Origin of the sequence: Nostoc sp., from assembly GCF_036917195.1 — a bacterium.
Lineage (GTDB): Bacteria > Cyanobacteriota > Cyanobacteriia > Cyanobacteriales > Nostocaceae > Nostoc.
This window is the reverse complement of the sequence record NZ_JBALDG010000012.1, coordinates 61,208-81,909: the sequence shown is the minus strand read 5'-3', so window position 1 is coordinate 81,909 and position 20,702 is coordinate 61,208. Positions and strand designations below refer to the sequence as shown.

Genomic DNA, 20,702 nt, shown 5'->3' with positions numbered 1-20,702 from the left:
GGGTGAAGATAAGAAAGACTCCTTACTGAAGCGAGTATTTTGATGCTACATTGTAGCAATACTAGTAGCATATCGCGATCGCACTCATCAAACGATTCACTTTAAGTCTAAATTTTCGCCAAACCACTCTATAGAACCCATTTGGAGTCTCTGAAATTTTGGGAATACGCTTTTCGCTATATTTGTTTTTACTAACTCATTTTTAAATGGGCAAACCGGGAGTCATTATGTACACAATACTAAATAGCTATGCATATCCCTAAGTTCTCAGAATTACCGCATTATTCTATCTAGAAGGACGAATTATGGAACACGAAAAAAGGGTAGAAAAAACATCTCAAGGCGGTTTTTTGGGACAGGCACTGACTGCTGCCGGAACAGCTATAACCGCTCCTTCATTACTCAATCAGGCAACCATAGCAAAGGACGCTAGCCAAAGTAACCCAGGTGAGATCAACGTAAAACTTACTGTTAACGGTGAGCAGCAAACCCTGGACCTTGAGCCGCGTGTCACACTCTTAGATGCCCTGCGCGATCGCCTGGGGCTAGTGGGCAGTAAAAAGGGATGCGATCACGGACAGTGTGGGGCTTGTACTGTTCTAATCGATGGTGAGCGAGTTTATTCCTGCCTGACTCTGGCAGTGATGCAGGAAGACAAGGCGATCGTCACCATTGAAGGGCTGGCAAAGGGCGATACTCTCCATCCAGTGCAGGCAGCATTCATTGATAACGATGGCTTCCAGTGCGGCTATTGTACCCCAGGACAGATTTGTGCTTCTGTTGCCTTACTTGATGAAATCAAACGCGGTTGTGCCAGCGTTGTCACACCAGATTTGGCTAGTCCCCCACAGTTGGCTGAACTCTCTGAAGCTGAAATCAAGGAGCGACTGAGTGGTAATCTCTGTCGATGTAGCGCTTACAACGGCATTGTGGCAGCAGTCCAGCAGGTAATAGGACAAAAATCGCCCTCTCCTGCCGCAGCAGTGATGGTCAATGAACCCCAGGAGATGCTCAGATGAACAACTTCACTTACACCCGTGCCACTTCTGTGAAAGATGCGGTTCAACGGGCAACGAATGACCAAAATGCGATATTGATTGCGGGCGGTACGAATTTGGTTGACCGTCTCAAAGTTTTCTTAGATGAGCCATCGCAACTTATCGACATCTCTCGATTAGAGATGAAGCGCATTGAACGCACAAGTGAGGGTGGTCTGAGCCTTGGAGCGCTGGTAACTAACACAGCAGTGGCAGACCATCCTGATGTTCGCCGCGATTATCCAATACTGTCCCGGGCGATTCTTTCTGGTGCGTCTCAGCAAATCCGCAATATGGCAACCGTAGGGGGCAACCTACTGCAACGCACTCGCTGTCCCTACTACTACGATACCGCCTTCCCTTGCAACAAACGGCAACCGGGAAGCGGCTGTCCGGCAGCAACGGGCATCAACCGGATGCACGCCATCTTTGGGGCCAGTGACCAATGCGTGGCAGTTCAACCCTCAGATATGTGTGTCCCTCTTGCGGCTCTGGATGCTGTTGTTGTTGTGGAAGGCCCCAACGGTAAGCGGCAAATACCATTGACAGACTTTCACCGACTACCAGGGAATACACCCCAGCGAGATACAAACTTAGAGCCAGGTGAGTTGATTACCTCTGTGGTTCTGCCCCCAGTGCCGTTTGCCAAATCAGGGGTTTACCTAAAGTTACGCGATCGCACTTCCTATGCCTTTGCATTAGTCTCTGTGGCAGCTGCGATTGACTTAGCGGGTGAGCAGATTCAGAATGTACGCTTGGCAATGGGTGGCGTAGCCCATAAACCTTGGCGCTCAAAAGAAGCAGAAAAGTTTTTGATCGGCAAGAGTGCCAATACTGCAACGTTTCAGCAGGCGGCAGAAATTGCACTTCAAGAAGCTAAACCATTAACTTATAACAGTTTCAAAGTTGACTTGGCAAAGCGGGCAATTCGTCGCGCACTCGCGGTATCAGCCAAAGGAGGAGGCGTAGTATGAACAAAGTAATTGGGACTGCCGTTAACCGCAAGGATGGACGGGCAAAGGTTACGGGCACGGCAACCTACGCCGCAGAACATGAAATTCCAGGTCTGGTTCACGGTTATCTTGTCACCGCCAGCATTGCCAATGGGCAAATTAAAAGCATCGACACCAGGGCGGCAGAAAAGGCAATAGGTGTCATAGATGTTTTCACGCATAAAAACTCGCCGAAAGTGTTTATGCCAACCAACGACTTTATGACCTCGAAAATCTACGAGGCTCGTCTGCCGTTGTCGGATGACAAAATTCACTATGCAGGACAAATTATCGGTTTGGTAGTGGCAGACACCTTCGAGCGGGCGCGTGATGCAGCGCATTTGGTCAAGGTGGAATACACAAGCCAAAAACCAGTCGTGGAAGCTGCAAAAGCTACCTTCAAGGAGGCACCACCGCAGATGGGTGAGGAGCTAAAGTTTGAAAAGGGGAATTTTGCGGCAGGGGTGGCGAGTGCAACAACAAAACTTACAGCTACCTACAAGACAGCCATCGAACTGCACGCGGCGATGGAACCCCATGCGATCATTGCCCACTGGCAAGATGCATCACTCACTGTTTACGAACCGTCCCAGGCGGTGTCGGCAACCCAGCGCACCTATGCACAACTCTTTGGAGTGCCAAGTGAACGGGTTCGTGTAGTCACACCCTTCCTGGGTGGAGCTTTCGGCTCTAAAGCTTTTCCCTGGCCCCACGGTATTCTCTGTGCTGCGGCTGCCCGTGAAATTCAGCGTCCTCTCAGAGTTGTCCTCAGCCGACGGCAAATGACAGCGAACGCCGGACACCGCTCCGAAACCGAGCAAACTATGCGCTTGGGAGCAACTGCTGATGGTAGTTTAACTGCGATCGCCCATGAGGTTAAATCCTCTACCTCACCAGTGGATGTCTTTACAGAACCCTGTACCTCAGTCACGCCAGTTATGTACACAGCGCCGAATTTGCAACTGAAGCAGGAACTAGCGGTGCTGAACATGGGTACACCAACATTCATGCGCGCGCCAGGAGAGAATCCTGGGATGTGGGCGATGGAGTCAGCGATGGACGAGTTAGCCTGGATGCTAAAGATTGACCCGGTAGAACTGCGCCTAAAAAACCAAACTAAAGAACACCAGCGCCAAGGTCAGCCATTCTCAGCCAAACATTTTGCTGACTGTTTGCTCTTGGGTGCGGAGCAATTTGGCTGGAAAGACAGACCAAAACAGCCGCGTTCTTTGACACGCGATGGTAAACTCGTTGGTTGGGGGATGGCGGCATCAACCTACCCTGGCAGGCGGGGGAAAGCATCAGTCAAGGTACGGCTGCTAGCAGATGGTACTGCCCATGTTCTCACCGCCGGCAATGACATGGGCACTGGCGCATATACCGTTGTTGCGGTCACAGTAGCAGACGCATTGGGGCTACCCGTCGAACAGATACACGTAGAGTTAGGCGACTCCTTGCTACCAGATGGAGGCATGGCGGCTGGTTCCATGATGACAGCATCTCTCCTCCCGGCGGTCATGTCAGCTTGTGAGCAAGTCCTGAAAACTGCTAATGTTAAGACCGCACAGGAGGCATTTGCAACTCTGAGTCAGTCCGGCCAGGCAGCAATTGAGGCCACAGCATCCTCTGCTCCTGGCGATGAAACCAAGGAATGGGCGTTCCAATCTTGGGGCGCACATTTTTGTGAAGTCAGCGTGGATGAAGAAATCGGACGTTTGCGGGTGACGCGCTGGGTGTCAGTGATGGATATCGGGCGAGTGATCAACTCTAAGACAGCAGCCAGTCAAGTCCGTGGTGGCGTGATCATGGGTATTGGGCAAGCCTTAATGGAGGATTGCCAAGTTGATCCAAACATTGGCTACCCCGTGGTTTATGACCTTGCTACCTATCACTTCCCAGCCCATGCAGATATTCCTCGCATTCAGGTGGCCTTCGTCGGCGAACCTGACTTCAACTTCAACCCAGCAGGTGTAAGAGGTGTAGGCGAAATTGGGATCACAGGTGTTTCAGCTGCGATCGCCAATGCAGTTTACCATGCCACAGGTAAGCGCATCCGTGATTTACCTATTACACCTGACAAGTTGATCTAAAAGGCATTGGGCATTGAGAAGAAGCTTTAGGGGCATTAATCCAAACTAAATTCTGCAAATTCTCTTTGCCCAAATAGCATGTTTCGGTCTACCGCTGACAAAATTTTATTATTGGCGCGTTGGCGCAGCCCGCCGTAGGCATCGCTATTTAAACAGCGACCAACTAACTGCGCGACATCTGCACGATTGATGCTACCAATAATGTGCGGATCTTCGGTTAAAACGCCATTGCCCGTTGCTGGTTCTGACTTTAGTCCACCAGGACGGATGATTGTATAGGTGAGTCCACTGGCAATTAAGTGTTGTTCAGCTTTGTCTTTCTCAGCTAAAACTTTTCCCAGTACCTCTAAAACTTGGGGTGACGCAGCAACAACACTATTGCCAGCACCAATGGAAGATACAAGAATAAACTTTTGCACCCCAGCTTTAACTGCTGCATCGATCAGATTTCTATTACCAGGGTAATCTGGCCTTTCTACGTCTGATGGTAAACCGCCAATTGTACTGATAACAGTGTCAATAGGTTCATCTGTCAGCATTGCCCGTTCTACATCGTCAACATTCAAGGCATCTCCCAGAACTACCTCAATACCCATTGCTTCTAGTTCACTAGCTACTGCTGCTGTTCTCAGGAGTGCTTTGACCTTTAGCTGTTGCGCTGTAAGATATTGAGCAATTTCTCGACCAACACCGCGACTTGCTCCAGCCAGAAAAATATAAGATGCACTTGTCATAATCAGCCTAACTACTTACGCTCAAAGGATTTTATCAAAGGATTGGCAGTATTTAATAATTGCTCAAGCAACTGAGATGCTTCTGGTTGGTGGTGAATATAAGTGTCAATAAACAGACTAATAATTTCACTCATCAGCAAACGCAAGTTTTCTTGGGATTGAGTAGCTTCTAAGTCGAGAGAGGATTTAACTATAGTGGAGTCTGGCTCATCAACTATCGAAAAGTGATTTGCTCCTTCTAAAATTACCAGATAGGTGTCATTTCGTCCCCCAGTAATTGCTTCTTGGAATGTACGGCTGACTGGGGTGGTAGCATCCTCAGTTCCTCCCATCAGTAGAAGTGGTAGGGAATCTGGTAAAGGTAAGATGGTTTCTGGTTCATACCCGATGATTGTAAATCCTGTACTACTTGCGCCATAAGCAAAAGATGCAGTAACTTCAGGGAAAAACCGAGGGTCAGCATTTTCTATAGATACCATACCACCCGCAGAGTGTCCACCGAGAATGATCCGTTGTAAATCCAGCATTCCTGCTAAAATTCCCTGATTTTGTAACTGTTCGAGTTTAGCTAGGAGTGCTGGCAAAGCCAAAGCTGTGGGAGCAGTACGATAAATTGTGGGTTTCATCTTTTCCAAATCAATCCCAGGTGTGAGGCTAATTACGCCTGGTAGACTTTCGGTAATCCAATTAAATAGAACCACTACCAATCCACGTTCAGCGAGTTTAACCGCCAGCCATTGGTATTGTTGAGCATCACAGTTAAAGCCGTTGAATAAAATCACTACTGGAAAAGGTGCCTTTTCTGGATCAGCTGGCTCAATTCCAGTACTTTTTTCTAGCTGATCCGGTATTTGTGCTGGATAGAGAATTTTCAGGTGAATGGTATCGTAAGGTGAGTGGACACCCTCAACTTTGGCAGCTTCAAAAAAAGCACGAACTGTCATTTGTACCTTCCTTACTATGACTTCAAGAAAATCTTCCTCTGAGTGTACAACTGTTCCTTGCAAGCAAAATCTAATGATCTAAAATAACGAAGTAACTAAGTAGAAAGCAGAAGGCAGCAGTAAAGACGCGATTAATCGCGTCTGTATAGGAGTTAAGAAAATCATTTCACTGATTGGGATTTTATGTTCAGGACTTACGCACGGGTCATGGAAGAACGAACCACTCCAGACACAGAGAAGCCAGTGCGCCCTTGCGGTTAAGAGACTTGTTCGCTCTTAGCGTTCACGCAGGGTAGCAACTGGCGCGACAGGGAGGTATGAGAGTTTGAGAGGTTTTTTGCGTAAGTCCTAATGTTGAATTCTGTTTACCTATTGGTAATTAAAAATATTAGTACAATAATTATACTTAACCCAATTGTAGGAAGTATTTTAGTAAACAATTGTGCCAATCTAGCAAATAACTTTTCAAGGGATTTACTTATGGCTAAAAAATCTCAACCTAATCTAGAACAATATCAAGATGTCAGATTATCTGCCACCACAAGAATTTGGGTAATTACAGTCGCCATTCTCGGAGTTTGCGTCCCACTGTCAGCAGTTACCAGAAGCGGTGCTATTCTTCCTTTAGTTGCTATTGGTGGCGCAGCTGTTGGTACAGTTGCTGTTTGGCGTTCTGATGAGCAAAAATCAAAAACTAACTATTTGCAACAACAGCAAATAGAACTGTTAGAGCAAAGATTAGCGAATTTAGAAACAATTGTTAGCAGTGATGACTTGAACTTGCAAATGAAAATTAAACATATAGAGGCAAGGGATACTTTTGGCAACTCCTCTGATGTAAATACTACACCCAGACAACCAAAACGCAAAGGTTAAAATTAACCAATCTTCACCATTTATACTTATTTTAGATGATCTCCCCTAGAATCAGCGCTACTAGTTTATTTTTATGTAAGTATTTGTTGACTTAACGTTACTGCAACCTTTGAAATCCCTCTCAGATTAAACTTTTCTTTGCAACTAGAACTGTTTCTAGGGAAACAGTATCTCGCTCTCCATCTCCGTTAGAATTAACTGACATCAAACTAATTCTATATACTTCAGTTGCATCAGTGAATGAAATGTTTAAGTGCTATCCATCTATCTCTTTCCCGCAAACATCTGCCAATGGCTGTGTTTTTTTAGACTACTAACATTACTGAATTTTTAATTAACTAAGGTTATAAACTTGAGTAATTGCATTGGTATAGCTTACCTTAGGTATGCAATAGTTTGCCGCAAGAATGCTGATGGATTGGATTAGCTTACTCAAAGCTCAACAAACTGACTTCCTTCGACGTGTGAAAAAACCTAAAACTTATGACTTATCTTTGCTGGAAAGTCAAGTTAAAGGTTGTCACACTGAAATAATAGGATTTCGGGGTGAGCCTTTGGCAAAACTCCAAGAACTTTCTCGCCAACAAGCAGAAATTCTCGCCAAAAATCCGCCGCCGACGCCGCCTGAATATCCTGAACCTCCCGACTGGACGATACCTTTTCCCAAATACTTCCAACGACAAGCGGAAGATTATTTTTTGCGGGAGCAAATCGTTGACTGGGTGATAACTGAACGCTTAGGGAAGTTGGTAAAAAAGGTATCTTGTGATACCCTGCAAAACATGATTTTAGATGATGAAGGAAATTTGTGTGGCGAAAGTAAATTTCCTTATGTCTTAAAAGATGATCCTCAGCTAAGTGTTCAAGTTTATGTTGCTGATGGAGAAAGTTTTAATGGTATTAAGAAAGACAAAATTAGATGGTCAGTTACTCAAGAAGATTTAAGAAATCACCAAGGATTAATTTTTCTTTGTTTGTTTTATCCATCTACAGGTAAATTAGGTTACGAGAAGCAAAGTATAATAACAGGCTTTTTACCTACAAATATCCTTGAATTTACTGAACCAAAACTGGATATAAGTCCAAGTAATTTGTTGTATGCGGGGGGGTTGAGTTGGTATTTAGAATCACTAGTTGCTAAAAAAGACACGTCACCAGTAATTAATCAGAAAGCGATCGCAGAGACAATACAAACTCTACCATCAGAGCATTGCCTTAAGGGTATAGTCGGTGACTGGGAATGCTGGCAGACTTTGCAAGGGCACAATAGAGGGATTAATTGCTTGGCTTTCAGTTCTGCGTGTAAGAATGGCAAAGCTTTACCCATATTGGCAAGTGGTAGTCGCGGAGAGACGAAGCTCTGGGATTTAAGCAAGGGTGAATTAATAGATACATTATCAGAGTATCCTTGGGTGATATCTGGGCTAGTGGATGAAGTGAATTCTCTGGCTTTTAGTTCAGATGGGCAAACTTTAGTAAGTTGCGGTGCAGATTCTACAATTAAGCTTTGGCACGTCGGCGCTTTAGACTTGATAGATATTTTGCACAAACATAATGGGGTAGTGCGGTGTGCTGCTTTTACACCAGATGGCAGAATGTTAGCTACAGGAGGAGATGATAGAAAAATTCTGTTTTGGGATTTGATGCAACGTCAGGTTGCGATCGCCCTCTCTCTAGATGATACCGCAGCTCATTCCCTAGTTTTGAGTCGAGACGGGGAAACTCTGGTTACAGGTAGCTACCGCAAAATTAAAGTCTGGCGCACCTCACTTTTGATGGGAGTCAAAAGTTTAAAGGACGTACAACCGCTGCATATCCTCATGGGTCATTCTCACATTGTTGGTTCCTTGGCAATCAGTGCAGATGGTATGCTGGTGAGTGGTAGCTGGGATCAAACAATTAAAATTTGGCAATTGGAGACTGGGGAATTACTTCATACTCTGAAAGGACATAGAGATAGAGTATATGCGATCGCTTTAAGTCCCGATGGTCAAATTATCGCCAGCGGTAGTGCTGATAAAACCATCAAATTGTGGCATCTACAAACTGGGGAATTGCTGGGTACGTTTACAGGTCATACTCATATAGTCACAGCATTAGCTTTTACAGCTTCCGGTGAGATGTTAGTTAGCGGGAGTTTGGATAAGACGATTAAAATTTGGCAACGGAATTGAAGTTAGGAGTTAAGAGTCAATACGGTTCAGTTAAGAAAATTTATCTGTTTAGGCAGGTAGGGGGAGCAGGGGAGGCAGGGGGAGAGAAAAAGGCTTATCTGAACCGTATTGGATTCTATTCCACTGTTTGTGCCGATTTTACTTGTTCACCTCAAAGATATCAAATGAATTCTATAAATTGACGACCACAATCAACACAAATATGATGAGAGTTTACCATATTTTTTGCCAATATGAGCGGATATGACTTGATGCACACCTTGGATACTGCATAGTGATCGCTCGAATTCATACTTCAATTATGCAACGCCCTTTATTTACTTTTTACGGGTGTCTACAGTTGGTGCAAGATATGAGCCTCTGACTAACGGCGATCACCACTAGCAAAATATGAAAGAAACACATTTTTCATAATTTTTTCAAAGCCTTGCTGGTAAAGGGTTTTAAAATGTGTTTCTTAAGAGTTTATTGAATTTCATTTCCAAACTGACAAGGGTGAAATTTGCATCAATTCTTGACTGAGGTTGTTATGAATGTAACCATTGGTAGCAAGAATTCTACCCGACTCAATTTTTAGAGGAGTACTATCGTAGGCGGTAACTTTACCCCCAGCTTCTTGTAGCAAAATTATGCCAGCGGCAATATCCCAAGGAGAAATCCCTCGTTCCCAGTAACCATCTAGATGCCCACAAGCTACATGGGCTAAATCTAGCGATGCTGACCCACTACGCCTGACTCCTTGAGTAAGGTGGGTGAGGTGACAAAATTCTGCGTAGTTATTATCAGAAGTTTCGTGACGATCATAAGCAAATCCTGTTACCAGTAAACTCTTACTCAGTTCAGATGTTTTGGAAACCTTGATGGAACAGTGATTGCGTGTTGCTCCTAAGCCAGTAGCGGCCTTAAATAGTTCATTGTGAAGAGGATCATAAATTACACCAACTTGCGGTACACCATCAATTAATAACCCAATGGAAACAGCGAAAAAAGGATATTGATGAGCGTAGTTGGTTGTGCCATCTAAAGGATCAATTGCCCACAAATATTGATTATCTTGATTACCTAGTTTCCCCGATTCTTCAGCAAGAATAGAGTGTTGGGGAAAATGGCGATGCAAAACTTCTAAAATAACTGCTTCTGAAGCTTTATCGGCAGCAGTGACTAAATCACCAGGGCGGCCTTTTTCAATAATCATGTCTTCTAACTTACCCAAGTAATGTCGTAATACTACGCCAGCAGCTAAGGCTGCTTCTGTGGCAGTATCTAGGAAAATTTGTAAATTTGTCATAGGGAATGGAGAATAATTAAAAGCCATCACATAGTTTGGTTTTTTCATGCCAACTTACTTAGCAACTTGGGTTAGTATTGGCATACTGCGATCCCATATATCTGAACTGTCATCAAGATGATCGTTAACGGTGCGACTGATCGCATCAATTTCTGCCAGTTCAGCGGCAGAAAGTTTAACCTTAACGGCTAATGCATTGTCTTTTGCTTGTTCAGGATAACGCGCACCAGCGATCGCATTTGTTTGAGGTTGAGCTATTAACCATGCCAAAGCCAACTGAGCAAGGCTACAATTATGAAGATGAGCTATAGGGCGTAATTTTTCTAAAGCTTGATGGGCGTGTTCAAAGTTTTCGCCTTGAAACAGCTTATTCTTAGCACGATTATCTGCTGGATCGAATTTATGACCAAGAGCAAATTTCCCTGTCAACAATCCTTGTGCTAAAGGCGAATAGGCAAGGATAGAAATATTGTTTTTCATGCAGTAAGGTACGGCATCTTTTTCTACCTTTCTCCAGAATAAAGAATAGGGAGGTTGTAAACTATCAATACTTCCATAACTTGCTATTTGTGCTAATTGGGCGCGAGAAAAATTAGAAACACCAATTGCCCGAATTTTGCCTTGCTTTTTAAGTCGGTTAAGAGCACTCATAGTCTCTTCAACAGGTACTGTTTGACTATTGAAAGCGCCAGATGGCCAATGAATTTGGTAAAGGTCAATGTAGTCAGTTTTGAGGTTTCTTAGAGAGCGTTCACAAGCTTCAATCACTTGATCGTACTTGAGATGATGGACGAAAACTTTTGTGGCGTACTCCACGCAAGCACGCACATCAGATAAGGCTTCGGCTACAATGCGCTCAGAGTGTCCTTCACCATAATGAGCAGCAGTATCAATTGTTGTAATCCCTGCTTCAAATGCGGCTCTAATTGTTTTAATCGAGTCAGCATCCTCAATTCCTACCCACTTATGTTTACCAGCTTGCGAAGTTCCCATCAGGATGGGTGTGATTTGTACCTGAGAACTACCTAACTTTCGCTTTTTCATAATTACAAGACTAATTAAGTAAACTAATTAGTCTTATAATCTCTTGACTTTTAATTTAAATTAAATTTAATATTTAGTTTGATTAAGTATAATTTAACTCTCCTTAACTCAATTTCATAATTATTAGACTAATTAAGGAAACTAATTAGTCCTATAATCTCTTGACTTTTAATTTAAATTAAATTTAATATTTAGTTTGATTAAGTATAATTTAACTCTCCTTAACTCAATACGGTTTAGTTAAGCCTAAAAGTCATGTAAACTAGGCATTGTTTCCATGAATGAAAATTAAGTGTGGTGCATCTTAAGGATTTTTCGTTGGTGTCTCCTGAGATACAAAGCGGTGAGGTGCTTAAAGCAATTGAGATGGCGATCTCAGATTTTGTCATCGAACAGGCGATCACTAATACCCAAACTAAAGAGGAACGCAAGCCATCGCTACCAGCACAATTAGTAATAAGTCTGGTGATAGGAATGAGTTTTTGGTCTAAAGACTCAATGCCAGATGTACTTAAAAACCTAATAGATGGGATGAGTGATGCATGGGTGAAAGTTGGTAAATACTGGCGGATGCCATGCAAATCAGCCATCACACAAGCTCGGCAGCGATTAGGAGCAAGAGTGATAAGTGATTTATTTCATCAGTAGGTAAGACTAATCGCTACAACCGAAACTTTGGGGGCATTTTTAAATGGGCTACGAATTTTAGTCATTGGTGGTACTTGTTTTGATGTCCCAGATGTGATGAAAATGCCAGAGTTTTTGGTCGTCCTGGGACACAAGCTGCGTTCCCTAAAGTTAGATTAGTTATATTAGTGGAAGCTGGAACACACATAATATTTGATGCATTAATGTGTCCCTATCGGATTGGAGAGCGAGTACGAGCATTAAGACTATTACGTTCCGTAACATCAGGGATGTTGTTGTGGGATAGGGGATTACATTCCTATGCAATGGTACAAGCAACAGTAGCTAGCCAGGGGATGTAATTATTTAGGGAGAATACCAGCCAATCTCAAATTCCTTTTTCTCTCCCCCTGCTTCCCCTGCTCCCCCTACCTGCCTAAACAGATAAATTTTCTTAACTGAACCGTATTGGATACGTTGTTACCTGAACGTGTTCATCGTATTAATTCCAGAGTTGTGAAAAAACCTGTATCAAAGTTTCGTTTTAAAAATAGGAGCTAGGAGTTAAAAAACTCCGTTCATCCACCTTTGATACTCATTAATGAGTCTTTGATACTCGTTCATCCACCTTTGATACTCATTAACGAGTCTTTGAACGGATTTATCCACCCAGGCTTGCCCTGATGAAGTCAAAGATAACCTGGCGCGAGAACCCTTACTACTCTATTTACTGGTACAGATGCACCGAGACAACCGTCTCAACGTCCAAATGTTTGCAGGTGTAGACGGTATTAAGGCAAAAATCCGTATCTATGATGAATCGGTGAAGTAGGTACTAGAAAAACACCGTGACAGTAAAGGTAAGACAAAAAAGCAGTTCTTGAGCAGGGGAGGTTGAGGAGCAGTTCTTGAGCAAACCCCACAACTAAAGTTAGGCGATGCACTGAGTGTCTTGCCCTGACTTGTACTGAGCGTAGTCGAAGTAGCAAAGCCGAAGGGAGCCGAAATGGGTATCGCACTTTCTACCAAAATGTCTGTCACTTGGCGATGCCTGCGGTGAGCTTGGCTAAGGCGCATAATAAAACCATCCCCTCTATTTCACTCATTTATGGCGATCGCAACTCAACCCCAACTAACATTAGACGACTTCCTCAAACTGCCAGAAACTGAACCAGCATCAGATTTTATCAACGGGGAAATCATTCAAAAACCAATGCCTCAAGGTGAACATAGCCTACTGCGGAGCGAATCTTGTCATGTCATCAATCAGATAACCGAAGGGCAAAAAATTGCTTTGGCTTTACCCGAACTACGCTGCACTTTTGGCGGTGCATCTATCGTCCCTGATGTGTCTGTGTTTCGCTGGGATAGAATTCCTAAAACTTCAACTGGCAGAATTGTTAATCGCTTTGAAATTCATCCCGACTGGGCAATTGAGATTGTTTCCCCAGACCAAAGGTTAAAAAAAGTGTTGAGTAAGTTATTGCATTGTTCGCGCAATGGTACAGAACTAGGCTGGTTAATCAACCCTGAAGATGAAAGTATGCTGGGGATTTTTCCTGGACAGCGAGTGGAATTATACGAAGGTGCTGAGAAATTACCCATCCTGGAGGGTATCGAATTAGAACTGACTGTGGAACAAGTTTTTGGCTGGTTGAGTTTGACGTAAAAAAGCGATCGCATTTCCTAGAGAAAGTTGGAAAGGATTGTATCTGTAGGTTTATTGTAGAAACTGGACGGTACAGCGCAAATTCGTATGTGCCATAAAAATTTGTATTGCCGTGCTTTTATGGAAAATCAACTAGGATTTGTTCTGAAACTGCTTTTACTCTCGGCTTTGTTATCGGTATTAATTAAATATGCAGGGCCAAGTCTATCAATTCCGGCGACAGCAACCAACGCGCTGATTATAGTATTGTTGCCAATTGTGATTATGGCGATCGCGCTACTGTGGCGATTCCAAGCGCAGAAACAAAATTAACTCAAACCATTTACGCACAAGTGACTAAAATCAGCTAACCTAGCTGAATTACAACAAAATTGCATCTCGCCAACCGTTGGAAGTCAGCCTGTGAAACTCGGTCAATGGATCGGCTTAATCGCCATAGTTCTTTCTTTATACATCCTGTGGCAAATTCGGGAAGTACTTTTGCTCGTGTTTGCCGCAGTTGTGTTAGCCACCACCTTAAATCGGCTAGCGAAACGCTTCCAACGCTCAGGTATGCAGCGTGGATTCGCTGTCCTTCTCTCAGTAGCTATCTTTTTTGCCGGAATCGTGGGTTTTTTCTGGCTAATTGTGCCACCTTTTGCCCAGCAGTTTCAAGAACTAACCTATCGGGTTCCCCAAGGGTTTGGACGTTTTAATAGTTGGCTTGACGCCTTAAGAACCCGCATTCCTACTGAATTGATTCCTTACATCCCAGATTTAAACAGCCTGATCCAACAAGCACAGCCCATCGCCAATCGGGTATTAGGAAACTCCTTCGCCTTTGTATCTGGCTCCTTGGAAATTGTCCTCAAGGTTTTACTAGTGCTAGTTTTAACAGGAATGACATTAGCTAATCCTGTGGCTTACCGCAAAGTCTTTGTGCGGCTTTTCCCCTCATTTTATCGGCGACGAGTCGAAGGGATTTTAGATCAATGCGAAGTCTCCTTGGGGGGATGGGTAATAGGCGCTCTCATTGCTATGGGTGTAGTAGGGTTGATGAGTGTAATTGGCTTATCTATTTTGGGTGTAAAAGCAGCACTTGCTTTAGGGGTTTTGGCAGGATTTTTGAACTTAATTCCCAACCTCGGCCCAACGCTGAGTGTAATACCAGCAATGGCGATCGCTTTGTTAGATGAACCCTGGAAAGCAGTTGCTGTCTTGATTCTCTACTTTTTTATTCAACAGGCTGAAAGTAATTTCATCACGCCCATTGTCATGGCGCATCAAGTCTCATTGCTACCAGCTGTAACCTTAATTTCACAGTTATTTTTCGTGACTTTCTTTGGCTTTTTAGGATTATTTCTAGCACTACCCCTAACTGTCGTCGCTAAAATTTGGGTGCAAGAGGTGTTAATTAAAGATGTTTTGGATCAATGGGGAAATAGCCCTAGAAAAGAGACTGAGTTTGTGATGGTTTCTGAATCTCCTGAAGTAGATGACTATTGGACAGCAGAAAGTCCTGATATTAAAAAGGAGTGACCGATTGATCATGATATCTTGCAAAAAGAAGATTAGTTATATAGCAATCCGATTTTATTTGTGAGAATTGCAACCCTTAGATCCCCGATTTCTCTAAGAAGTCGGGGATCTTGTTTCTGCGCGTTTATATCATGTACGGTAAATTACTTGTAATTCCTACCTCACTTCTCAACAGCAGCCCCTCCCCTAGAGCGACGGTCGAGTAAAAGTAGTTGACAAAAGATACAATATTTGTTTATCACAATCTCCGAGGTTAAAGGAATAAGGGGTATAAAATGCGTTCACGAATCTGGGAACCTCCCATCGAGTTATCACCCAAAGAGTCAACGGTAGTAAAACGTATACGTAAAGCCAAGCTATTTGTATTTTTGCGGCAGATCCGCCACGAACTATTTGATTCAGATTTTCAATTAGAATTGGCCAAAATTTTTAAAGATAGTAGCGTTGGACTATCACCAGTGCCACCAGCACAATTGACACTTTTCATTATCCTTCAAGCATATACAGGAGTTTCAGATGATGAGGCAATAGAAGCAATAGAAATGGATAAAAGATGGCAGCTAGTTTTAGATTGTCTTGATTGTAAAAAAGCCCCATTCAGCAAAGGAACGCTAGTAAAATTCCGTGCCCTTTTAATATCATATTCTTTTGATAGACGGTTAATCGAAAAGACGGTTGAAATGGCTAAAGTTCGTGGAGGCTATAATTCAACTTCATTAAGGATAGCCCTAGATTCAAGTCCATTATGGGGAGCAGCAAGAGTTGAAGATACCTATAATTTATTAGGTCATGCGTTGAGAAAAGCGTTATCAATAATAGCTGAAAGTAATTAAGATAGTTTAGAAAATGTGGGATCAAGCTTTGGTGCTGATATCGTCGCTAAAACCAGCCTGAAAGCGTCTCTGGACTTAGATTGGGATGAGCCAGAAGCCAGAAATCTGGCACTGGCAAAGAGAATTTAAAATTGAGAATATTTGAATATAATTACCAAGAATCATGACTTAGTAGAAACATTAAATTTGGCAGGTTTTTTGTTTTATAATTGTTCAGGAGTATTTAACCTAATTCTAAAGTAGTAATAGCAAAAATCTTGTGCCAATCAATATTGGGAGGCTCTTCTGTGTACATTCGTACATATTCAAATACAGAGGTCATTTGGTATTTTTCAAATAAAAGAATAGCGGCTTCATTAATATTAGGAACATCTACATAAATAGGACTGATTTCTGCATAAGTCACTAAGGCTAAGAATAACTTTTCTGCTATCTCTTCATTTTCCGCAAATAGAGGGGCAATTTTAAAACCATCCGTAGCTTTTCTAATCACTCCATAACCTACCAAATTAGCATCGTTGATGATAGCGTAACCTTGCCCATGAGGTTGATTAATCCATGTCGAAAGAAAATGAGGACGAGAACTAGGAAAATATCGCTCATCATAACGACAAAGTTGCTCAAAATCAAGATTTTTTAAATCTGTCACATCTGGCGAGATTTTTCCGTTAATTATCCCTTGATAACGGAGATGAGAATGAGCAGGTTTAAAACCAAATCTTTGATAATTATTAACTTGTTGTAAGACAGCATCTAAAGCAGCAGGTTGATTAGAAATTAACTTCAATGCTTCCTGCCATGTTTTTAAACCAAAACCCTTTCCCCGTTCTTCGGGTTTTACAAGATAAATGCCAATAAAATTAAATTTAGCACTATATCGCACTACAGAAATACAACTAATAGGTTGACCGTTTAATTCTCCAATTAAGAAACCACCAGGATCGGCAATATAAAAATTATCAACATCATCAATCCCCGGATTCCACCCCTCTGAAGCAGCCCAGCTTAAGGCAATTTTTAGATCATCTTTGGTCATGGGACGAACTCGAAAATTATCTTCTGTGATAGTCATTTTTTTTGCTCCTCGTGATACTAAGATTGTCCGAGTTGGGAAAGTCACTTGATTCTGCCTCGATTGCCAGCTTTAATTAATTTTTTTTCTAAATGAGTTCTGATATTGAGTCGCTCATCTGCTTTTGCAAGCGCTGGCGGTTATCATCATACTTCAACACCGTTTGAATTTGGACGTGTCTGCTGAATCGCTCAGTAGCACGGTAGTTGCCATTATTCAGATCCAATACTGTGGTAATCGCACTGTGGCGAACACGATGGGGTGACATCTTCTTAGTAATTCCGGCTTGCTTGCACAGCCCATCCACCAGTCGCCTCATTGCCTCTTTGGTTAATCTCGCTCCATTCTTATGATAAGCCAGGACGATCGCTTTCCTACTCTTGGGGTAAACCGAAAATCTGGGATAGTGCCCTACCCTCAGGAATAACACACCCTAAAAAACTAGGTTTTTAGGACTTGTGTGTACACCGTAGTATTATCTTGTGTTTCTTAGTCTAAGGTTGCTTTGAGAGAATCGGTTCTGCTGCAATATCATCTAAATCGATCTGATCTAACAAATGCCGCCACTCTGCTTGCAGTGTTGCATCTTTAGGATTTTTCTGACGCAGTTGAGCCAGTATCGTCAGTGCGTCGTACCATATCCCGTTTTCAGCATAGATAGCATACTGCTTTAGAAGTTCTGGTGTTTGTAGCTTTTTGACTACGGTTGGATTTAGTTCGACTCGGACAATCACCCCTTCGACGAAAGTCGGGGGGGAAATCGTTTGCTTGTTACAATTAATGGTGAAAAACCAGCGATATTGTTTGTTTAATGCCAAAGCAGGAGCAGTGGAAGGTAGAGAAACGCGGATGACTCCTGGTTTATCTGGTAGAGCGATCGGTGGGCGGGAAATCTCGTTAGAGTCCTGATCTTGCAGCACAAATTCAACTTCATAGGGCGAATTTTTGGTATACGGCACATAAAAAAACCAACTTGGGCGTTGTAGGGTTGTCTGTCCCCAGACATTGATCACTTCATCTGACTTAGTAAAGGGCACTAAAGCAGTCAGCTTAGGTTTAGTAAGTGGACATATCGGTTCCCCACGCTTCGCTCCACCACGAACCCGACCTCCAGGAGGGGGGCCAGGTGGAAGTGGAGGTTGATTAAAGGTTGTGGCTTGAGCAAGGGTCGTTTTAGCATTCCGATCGCTAAGTGAAGAACTAAGAGTTGGTTTTGCAAGGACTGGAGTCAGGCTAATTAGTAAACTGGTGCAGTTAAAAGCTACTACTAGAAACAGTTTTATCGGTTGTGAATTTGACTTCATAAAAACCTTACCTTAAGTATGTAAACCTTGTAGATTTATCTGCTGGTTATCCAAAAATTTCATAAAAAAATCTTTACCTATTCCCTATTCCCTATTCGCCACCCGAACTTTTGTTTTTGAATTATAAATTGACATCAAGGCAACCGTAGCTGCCAACGACAAAGCCGAAGGTATAAACGGCACCCAAGCACCCGAAATTAACAGATTAAAGCAAATTATATACAGAACACTAGAGGTAATACTGATTGCCAATGCCAACCAAGGGAACGAAAGCCTTCGCCAAGCCAGGACTCCCCCTACCAAAGACCAGCCCCAAATCCAGACCACCTCAACCCACAGTGACCAAACCCGCAGCAACGGCCGCCCATCCTGCACAGCACTGAGGATCTGGCTGACCATATGCGCTTGTACCAACACTCCTGGCATTTTCTTTAAAGCAGCGCCATAGGGTGTAGCCCAGGCGTCTGGAGAATCCCCCTTTGCCACCACACCAATCAAAACAATCTTGTCTTTGATAACACTGGGGTCAATCGGATTAGAAGATAAAAATTTGGTTAGCTTTATCTGTTGGGCTATCTCTTTTGAGGAACGGTAGTTGAGCAAGATTTGACCGCCATTAGCATCAATATTTTGATAGCCACCAGTACGAGATTTCAGATTTGGAAAAATAGTTTTACCCAGCTGCAAATTCCCTTGAGTGATCTTTCGTTCAATTCCTAAGGGTTGTAGATAGAGAGAGGCCAGTTCTACACTGAATGCATAACGAGCACGACACAATGATGTCGGCTCTGGGTTCATGAACAGGAGATGCCGACGGATAACTTCATCACTATCATTAATAAAGTCACTGAATCCCAAATTTGTTGTGGGGATTTCTGGTGGCGGCTTAAAGCCTGGGATATTTTCTGTGACATCGCTCCCCTTACATACGCCAATCAAGTTCTGAGTTTTTTGGAGACGAGTAATTAAATCTGGTTGTGTGGCTTTAAAATCACGGTAGATATCCAAGCCGATCGCTCTGGGTTGGTATTGATTCAGTTTTGTCAGTAGTTTATTGAGTGATTTTTCGGAAATGGAAATTCCCATCAAGGACTCGCCATTTTGTCGTTGAGTTGCTATATCGTCATCATCAATTGTAATTACTAACAGGCGCGAATCTAGTCCTTCTGCGGGGCGCGATCGCATCATCTGGTCAAAGGCTTGCATCTCTGGACTTTCCACCAATCCCAGCCATCTCACCCCACAAACCAAGGCTGTAATCGCCAAACTCGATAACAAAGTTATCGTAAATCTGCGTTTGTGAGACAAAGCTAAATTCGGTATATCTTCAGTTTTTCTAGACCTTAATTCATCCCAAGTGGGTGGTATCTGGGCTGGATTTTGGCAAATCATTGGTAGCCAAGTCGCACAGGGAAATCGATCCTCAAGTCCTTGCAATCGTTCCCGCGCTTGGCGTACCGCTTGATATAAAGATTTCCCATTGGCAAAGCCTTCGAGAAAATACTTCAAGAACTCTTTTGCAACCTGGTCTGGAACCGGTTCGCGCATGACGATCATTTGAGGAATTTGCAAATCAGCTAATTCTCGCGCCAATCCCAATCCATCACAGGAGTTGAATATAGCTAGTTGCAAACCGTTTTCAATGGCTTTCCTAAGAGCGTACTTTAACTCGCCAATGGTAAGGCTATCAGTTTTATTCAGATAAATTCGTCCGCTTTCGCCATTTTTGTTACTGGAACTGTGCCCAGCAAAGAAGAGAATATCCCAGTTTTTTCCCCAGAGATGGTCAGTCAATTCCTTACGTTGTGGTTCTACCAGAAAGCTGACCTCTGCATTAGCACACTGTTGCAGTAAAGCTAGATCAGCCTGGGTGTCAATCCCCTGACTATTGCCCACAATTGCTAAAATGTTGACTAATTTATTTAAAGTGCGTGGCTTGTGAATGCGATCGTAGGATGGTGAAGAAAGGGCGATTTCAGCCTTGGGGTAGCGTTCTAACAAATCCCACAGATGCCAGGGTAATAGTTGCAATTGGCTATTTTCTGTTTGCAGAATCACCCGCACTTCTTCCGTGGAGGACAATCTTTCTAACCATTTTTCCCTCAAAGGGCGAAACTCCTCTGCTCGCAGCCAGGTATTAAAACGTGCCCGCAAAATATGGGAAGTGTTTTCGCAGTCTTGAATCATCGATACATTCGTCACCTGCATTTGGTCAGCATGGAGGCGATAACGATTGCCTATCTGCCGATAACTAGACTGCCAATGACTGTAATAAAGCGGCATTTCAGGGAATGAAGGTAACCTCCCCGTGATTTCTGTTGCAGCACGCTCGTGTTCTTCACCAATTTGGAGAGTAACAGCAAACCCCTGCTCAAAACTACCCTCTCCGAATTTCAGAACCACTAACTTACCCATGACTGTCACTAATCTCCCTGTGCAAAATCATGCCCTGTTCTAATGTCTCATAACAAGCTCCATAAGCTTTTACAGACTTTTTGAA

18 protein-coding genes and 1 pseudogene are annotated in these 20,702 nt (G+C 43.2%); 10 read left to right on the top strand and 9 right to left on the bottom strand.

Annotated elements, in window-relative coordinates; translation table 11 throughout:
• Positions 1-305 precede the first annotated feature (305 nt).
• The 3 genes from V7K40_RS03590 to V7K40_RS03580 are packed head-to-tail and all read left to right on the top strand — an operon-like array spanning position 306 to position 4,119.
• A complete protein-coding gene (locus V7K40_RS03590; protein ID WP_334956794.1) occupies positions 306-1,019 on the top strand; it encodes a 2Fe-2S iron-sulfur cluster-binding protein in 714 nt (237 codons plus the stop codon).
• Positions 1,016-2,011, top strand: a complete 996-nt coding sequence (locus V7K40_RS03585) for a xanthine dehydrogenase family protein subunit M (RefSeq protein ID WP_334956792.1) — start codon at positions 1,016-1,018, stop codon at positions 2,009-2,011. Before V7K40_RS03590 ends, V7K40_RS03585 begins: the two co-directional genes overlap by 4 nt.
• Positions 2,008-4,119 (top strand): xanthine dehydrogenase family protein molybdopterin-binding subunit, encoded by a 2,112-nt coding sequence (locus V7K40_RS03580; protein WP_334956790.1) that lies wholly within the window; start codon positions 2,008-2,010, stop codon positions 4,117-4,119. The genes V7K40_RS03585 and V7K40_RS03580 overlap by 4 nt, the downstream gene beginning before the upstream one ends.
• 35 nt (positions 4,120-4,154) lie before the next feature.
• Here V7K40_RS03580 and V7K40_RS03575 read toward each other — a convergent pair whose 3' ends face one another.
• Both V7K40_RS03575 and V7K40_RS03570 read right to left on the bottom strand, forming a co-directional pair.
• Positions 4,155-4,853 (bottom strand): SDR family oxidoreductase, encoded by a 699-nt coding sequence (locus tag V7K40_RS03575; RefSeq protein ID WP_334956788.1) that lies wholly within the window; start codon positions 4,851-4,853, stop codon positions 4,155-4,157.
• A gap of 11 nt (positions 4,854-4,864) precedes the next feature.
• Complete coding sequence (locus V7K40_RS03570; protein ID WP_334956786.1) at positions 4,865-5,797, bottom strand: dienelactone hydrolase; 933 nt, start codon at positions 5,795-5,797, stop codon at positions 4,865-4,867.
• 480 nt (positions 5,798-6,277) lie between these two features.
• Between V7K40_RS03570 and V7K40_RS03565 the strand changes: the two genes are divergently transcribed.
• Both V7K40_RS03565 and V7K40_RS03560 read left to right on the top strand, forming a co-directional pair.
• Positions 6,278-6,673, top strand: coding sequence for a hypothetical protein (locus tag V7K40_RS03565; protein WP_334956784.1), 396 nt, complete (start codon positions 6,278-6,280; stop codon positions 6,671-6,673).
• Between the two features lie 407 nt (positions 6,674-7,080).
• Positions 7,081-8,847 (top strand): WD40 repeat domain-containing protein, encoded by a 1,767-nt coding sequence (locus V7K40_RS03560; protein ID WP_334956782.1) that lies wholly within the window; start codon positions 7,081-7,083, stop codon positions 8,845-8,847.
• Between the two features lie 475 nt (positions 8,848-9,322).
• Here the strand turns inward: V7K40_RS03560 and V7K40_RS03555 are convergent, their stop codons facing one another.
• The gene (locus tag V7K40_RS03555; protein ID WP_334957012.1) at positions 9,323-10,135 is read right to left on the bottom strand and encodes an inositol monophosphatase family protein; all 813 of its coding nucleotides are present in this window, start codon (positions 10,133-10,135) and stop codon (positions 9,323-9,325) included.
• A 54-nt stretch (positions 10,136-10,189) separates the two neighbouring features.
• Complete coding sequence (locus tag V7K40_RS03550) at positions 10,190-11,179, bottom strand: aldo/keto reductase (RefSeq protein ID WP_334956780.1); 990 nt, start codon at positions 11,177-11,179, stop codon at positions 10,190-10,192.
• Positions 11,180-11,476: 297 nt separating this feature from the next.
• Between V7K40_RS03550 and V7K40_RS03545 the strand changes: the two are divergent.
• Positions 11,477-12,205 (top strand): annotated as a pseudogene (locus tag V7K40_RS03545) (transposase domain-containing protein); the annotation flags it as partial.
• A gap of 411 nt (positions 12,206-12,616) precedes the next feature.
• Here the strand turns inward: V7K40_RS03545 and V7K40_RS03540 are convergent.
• Entirely contained in the window at positions 12,617-12,883 is a 267-nt protein-coding gene (locus V7K40_RS03540; RefSeq protein WP_334956778.1) for a hypothetical protein, read from the bottom strand.
• Positions 12,884-12,914: 31 nt separating this feature from the next.
• On the opposite strand from V7K40_RS03540, the gene V7K40_RS03535 reads away from it, so the two are divergent.
• The 4 genes from V7K40_RS03535 to V7K40_RS03520 all read left to right on the top strand — a co-directional run bounded on the left by V7K40_RS03535 (position 12,915) and on the right by V7K40_RS03520 (position 15,826).
• Entirely contained in the window at positions 12,915-13,475 is a 561-nt protein-coding gene (locus V7K40_RS03535) for a Uma2 family endonuclease (protein ID WP_334956775.1), read from the top strand.
• A gap of 120 nt (positions 13,476-13,595) precedes the next feature.
• Positions 13,596-13,787: a hypothetical protein gene (locus V7K40_RS03530; RefSeq protein ID WP_334957010.1), complete on the top strand. Its 192-nt coding sequence runs from the start codon at positions 13,596-13,598 to the stop codon at positions 13,785-13,787.
• 90 nt (positions 13,788-13,877) lie between these two features.
• A complete protein-coding gene (locus tag V7K40_RS03525; RefSeq protein ID WP_334956773.1) occupies positions 13,878-14,993 on the top strand; it encodes an AI-2E family transporter in 1,116 nt (371 codons plus the stop codon).
• 275 nt (positions 14,994-15,268) lie between these two features.
• A complete protein-coding gene (locus tag V7K40_RS03520) occupies positions 15,269-15,826 on the top strand; it encodes a transposase (RefSeq protein WP_334956771.1) in 558 nt (185 codons plus the stop codon).
• 223 nt (positions 15,827-16,049) lie between these two features.
• On the opposite strand, the gene V7K40_RS03515 is transcribed toward V7K40_RS03520, so the two are convergent.
• The 4 genes from V7K40_RS03515 to V7K40_RS03500 form a co-directional block, all read right to left on the bottom strand.
• A complete protein-coding gene (locus V7K40_RS03515; RefSeq protein WP_334956769.1) occupies positions 16,050-16,898 on the bottom strand; it encodes a GNAT family N-acetyltransferase in 849 nt (282 codons plus the stop codon).
• 88 nt (positions 16,899-16,986) lie between these two features.
• Positions 16,987-17,328 (bottom strand): tyrosine-type recombinase/integrase, encoded by a 342-nt coding sequence (locus tag V7K40_RS03510; RefSeq protein ID WP_334956767.1) that lies wholly within the window; start codon positions 17,326-17,328, stop codon positions 16,987-16,989.
• A 64-nt stretch (positions 17,329-17,392) separates the two neighbouring features.
• Positions 17,393-18,202 carry a DUF928 domain-containing protein gene (locus tag V7K40_RS03505; protein WP_334956765.1) on the bottom strand — a complete coding sequence of 270 codons (810 nt, stop codon included), beginning with the start codon at positions 18,200-18,202 and terminating at the stop codon, positions 17,393-17,395.
• An 84-nt stretch (positions 18,203-18,286) separates the two neighbouring features.
• Entirely contained in the window at positions 18,287-20,617 is a 2,331-nt protein-coding gene (locus V7K40_RS03500; RefSeq protein WP_334956763.1) for a CHASE2 domain-containing protein, read from the bottom strand.
• Positions 20,618-20,702: the final 85 nt, after the last annotated feature.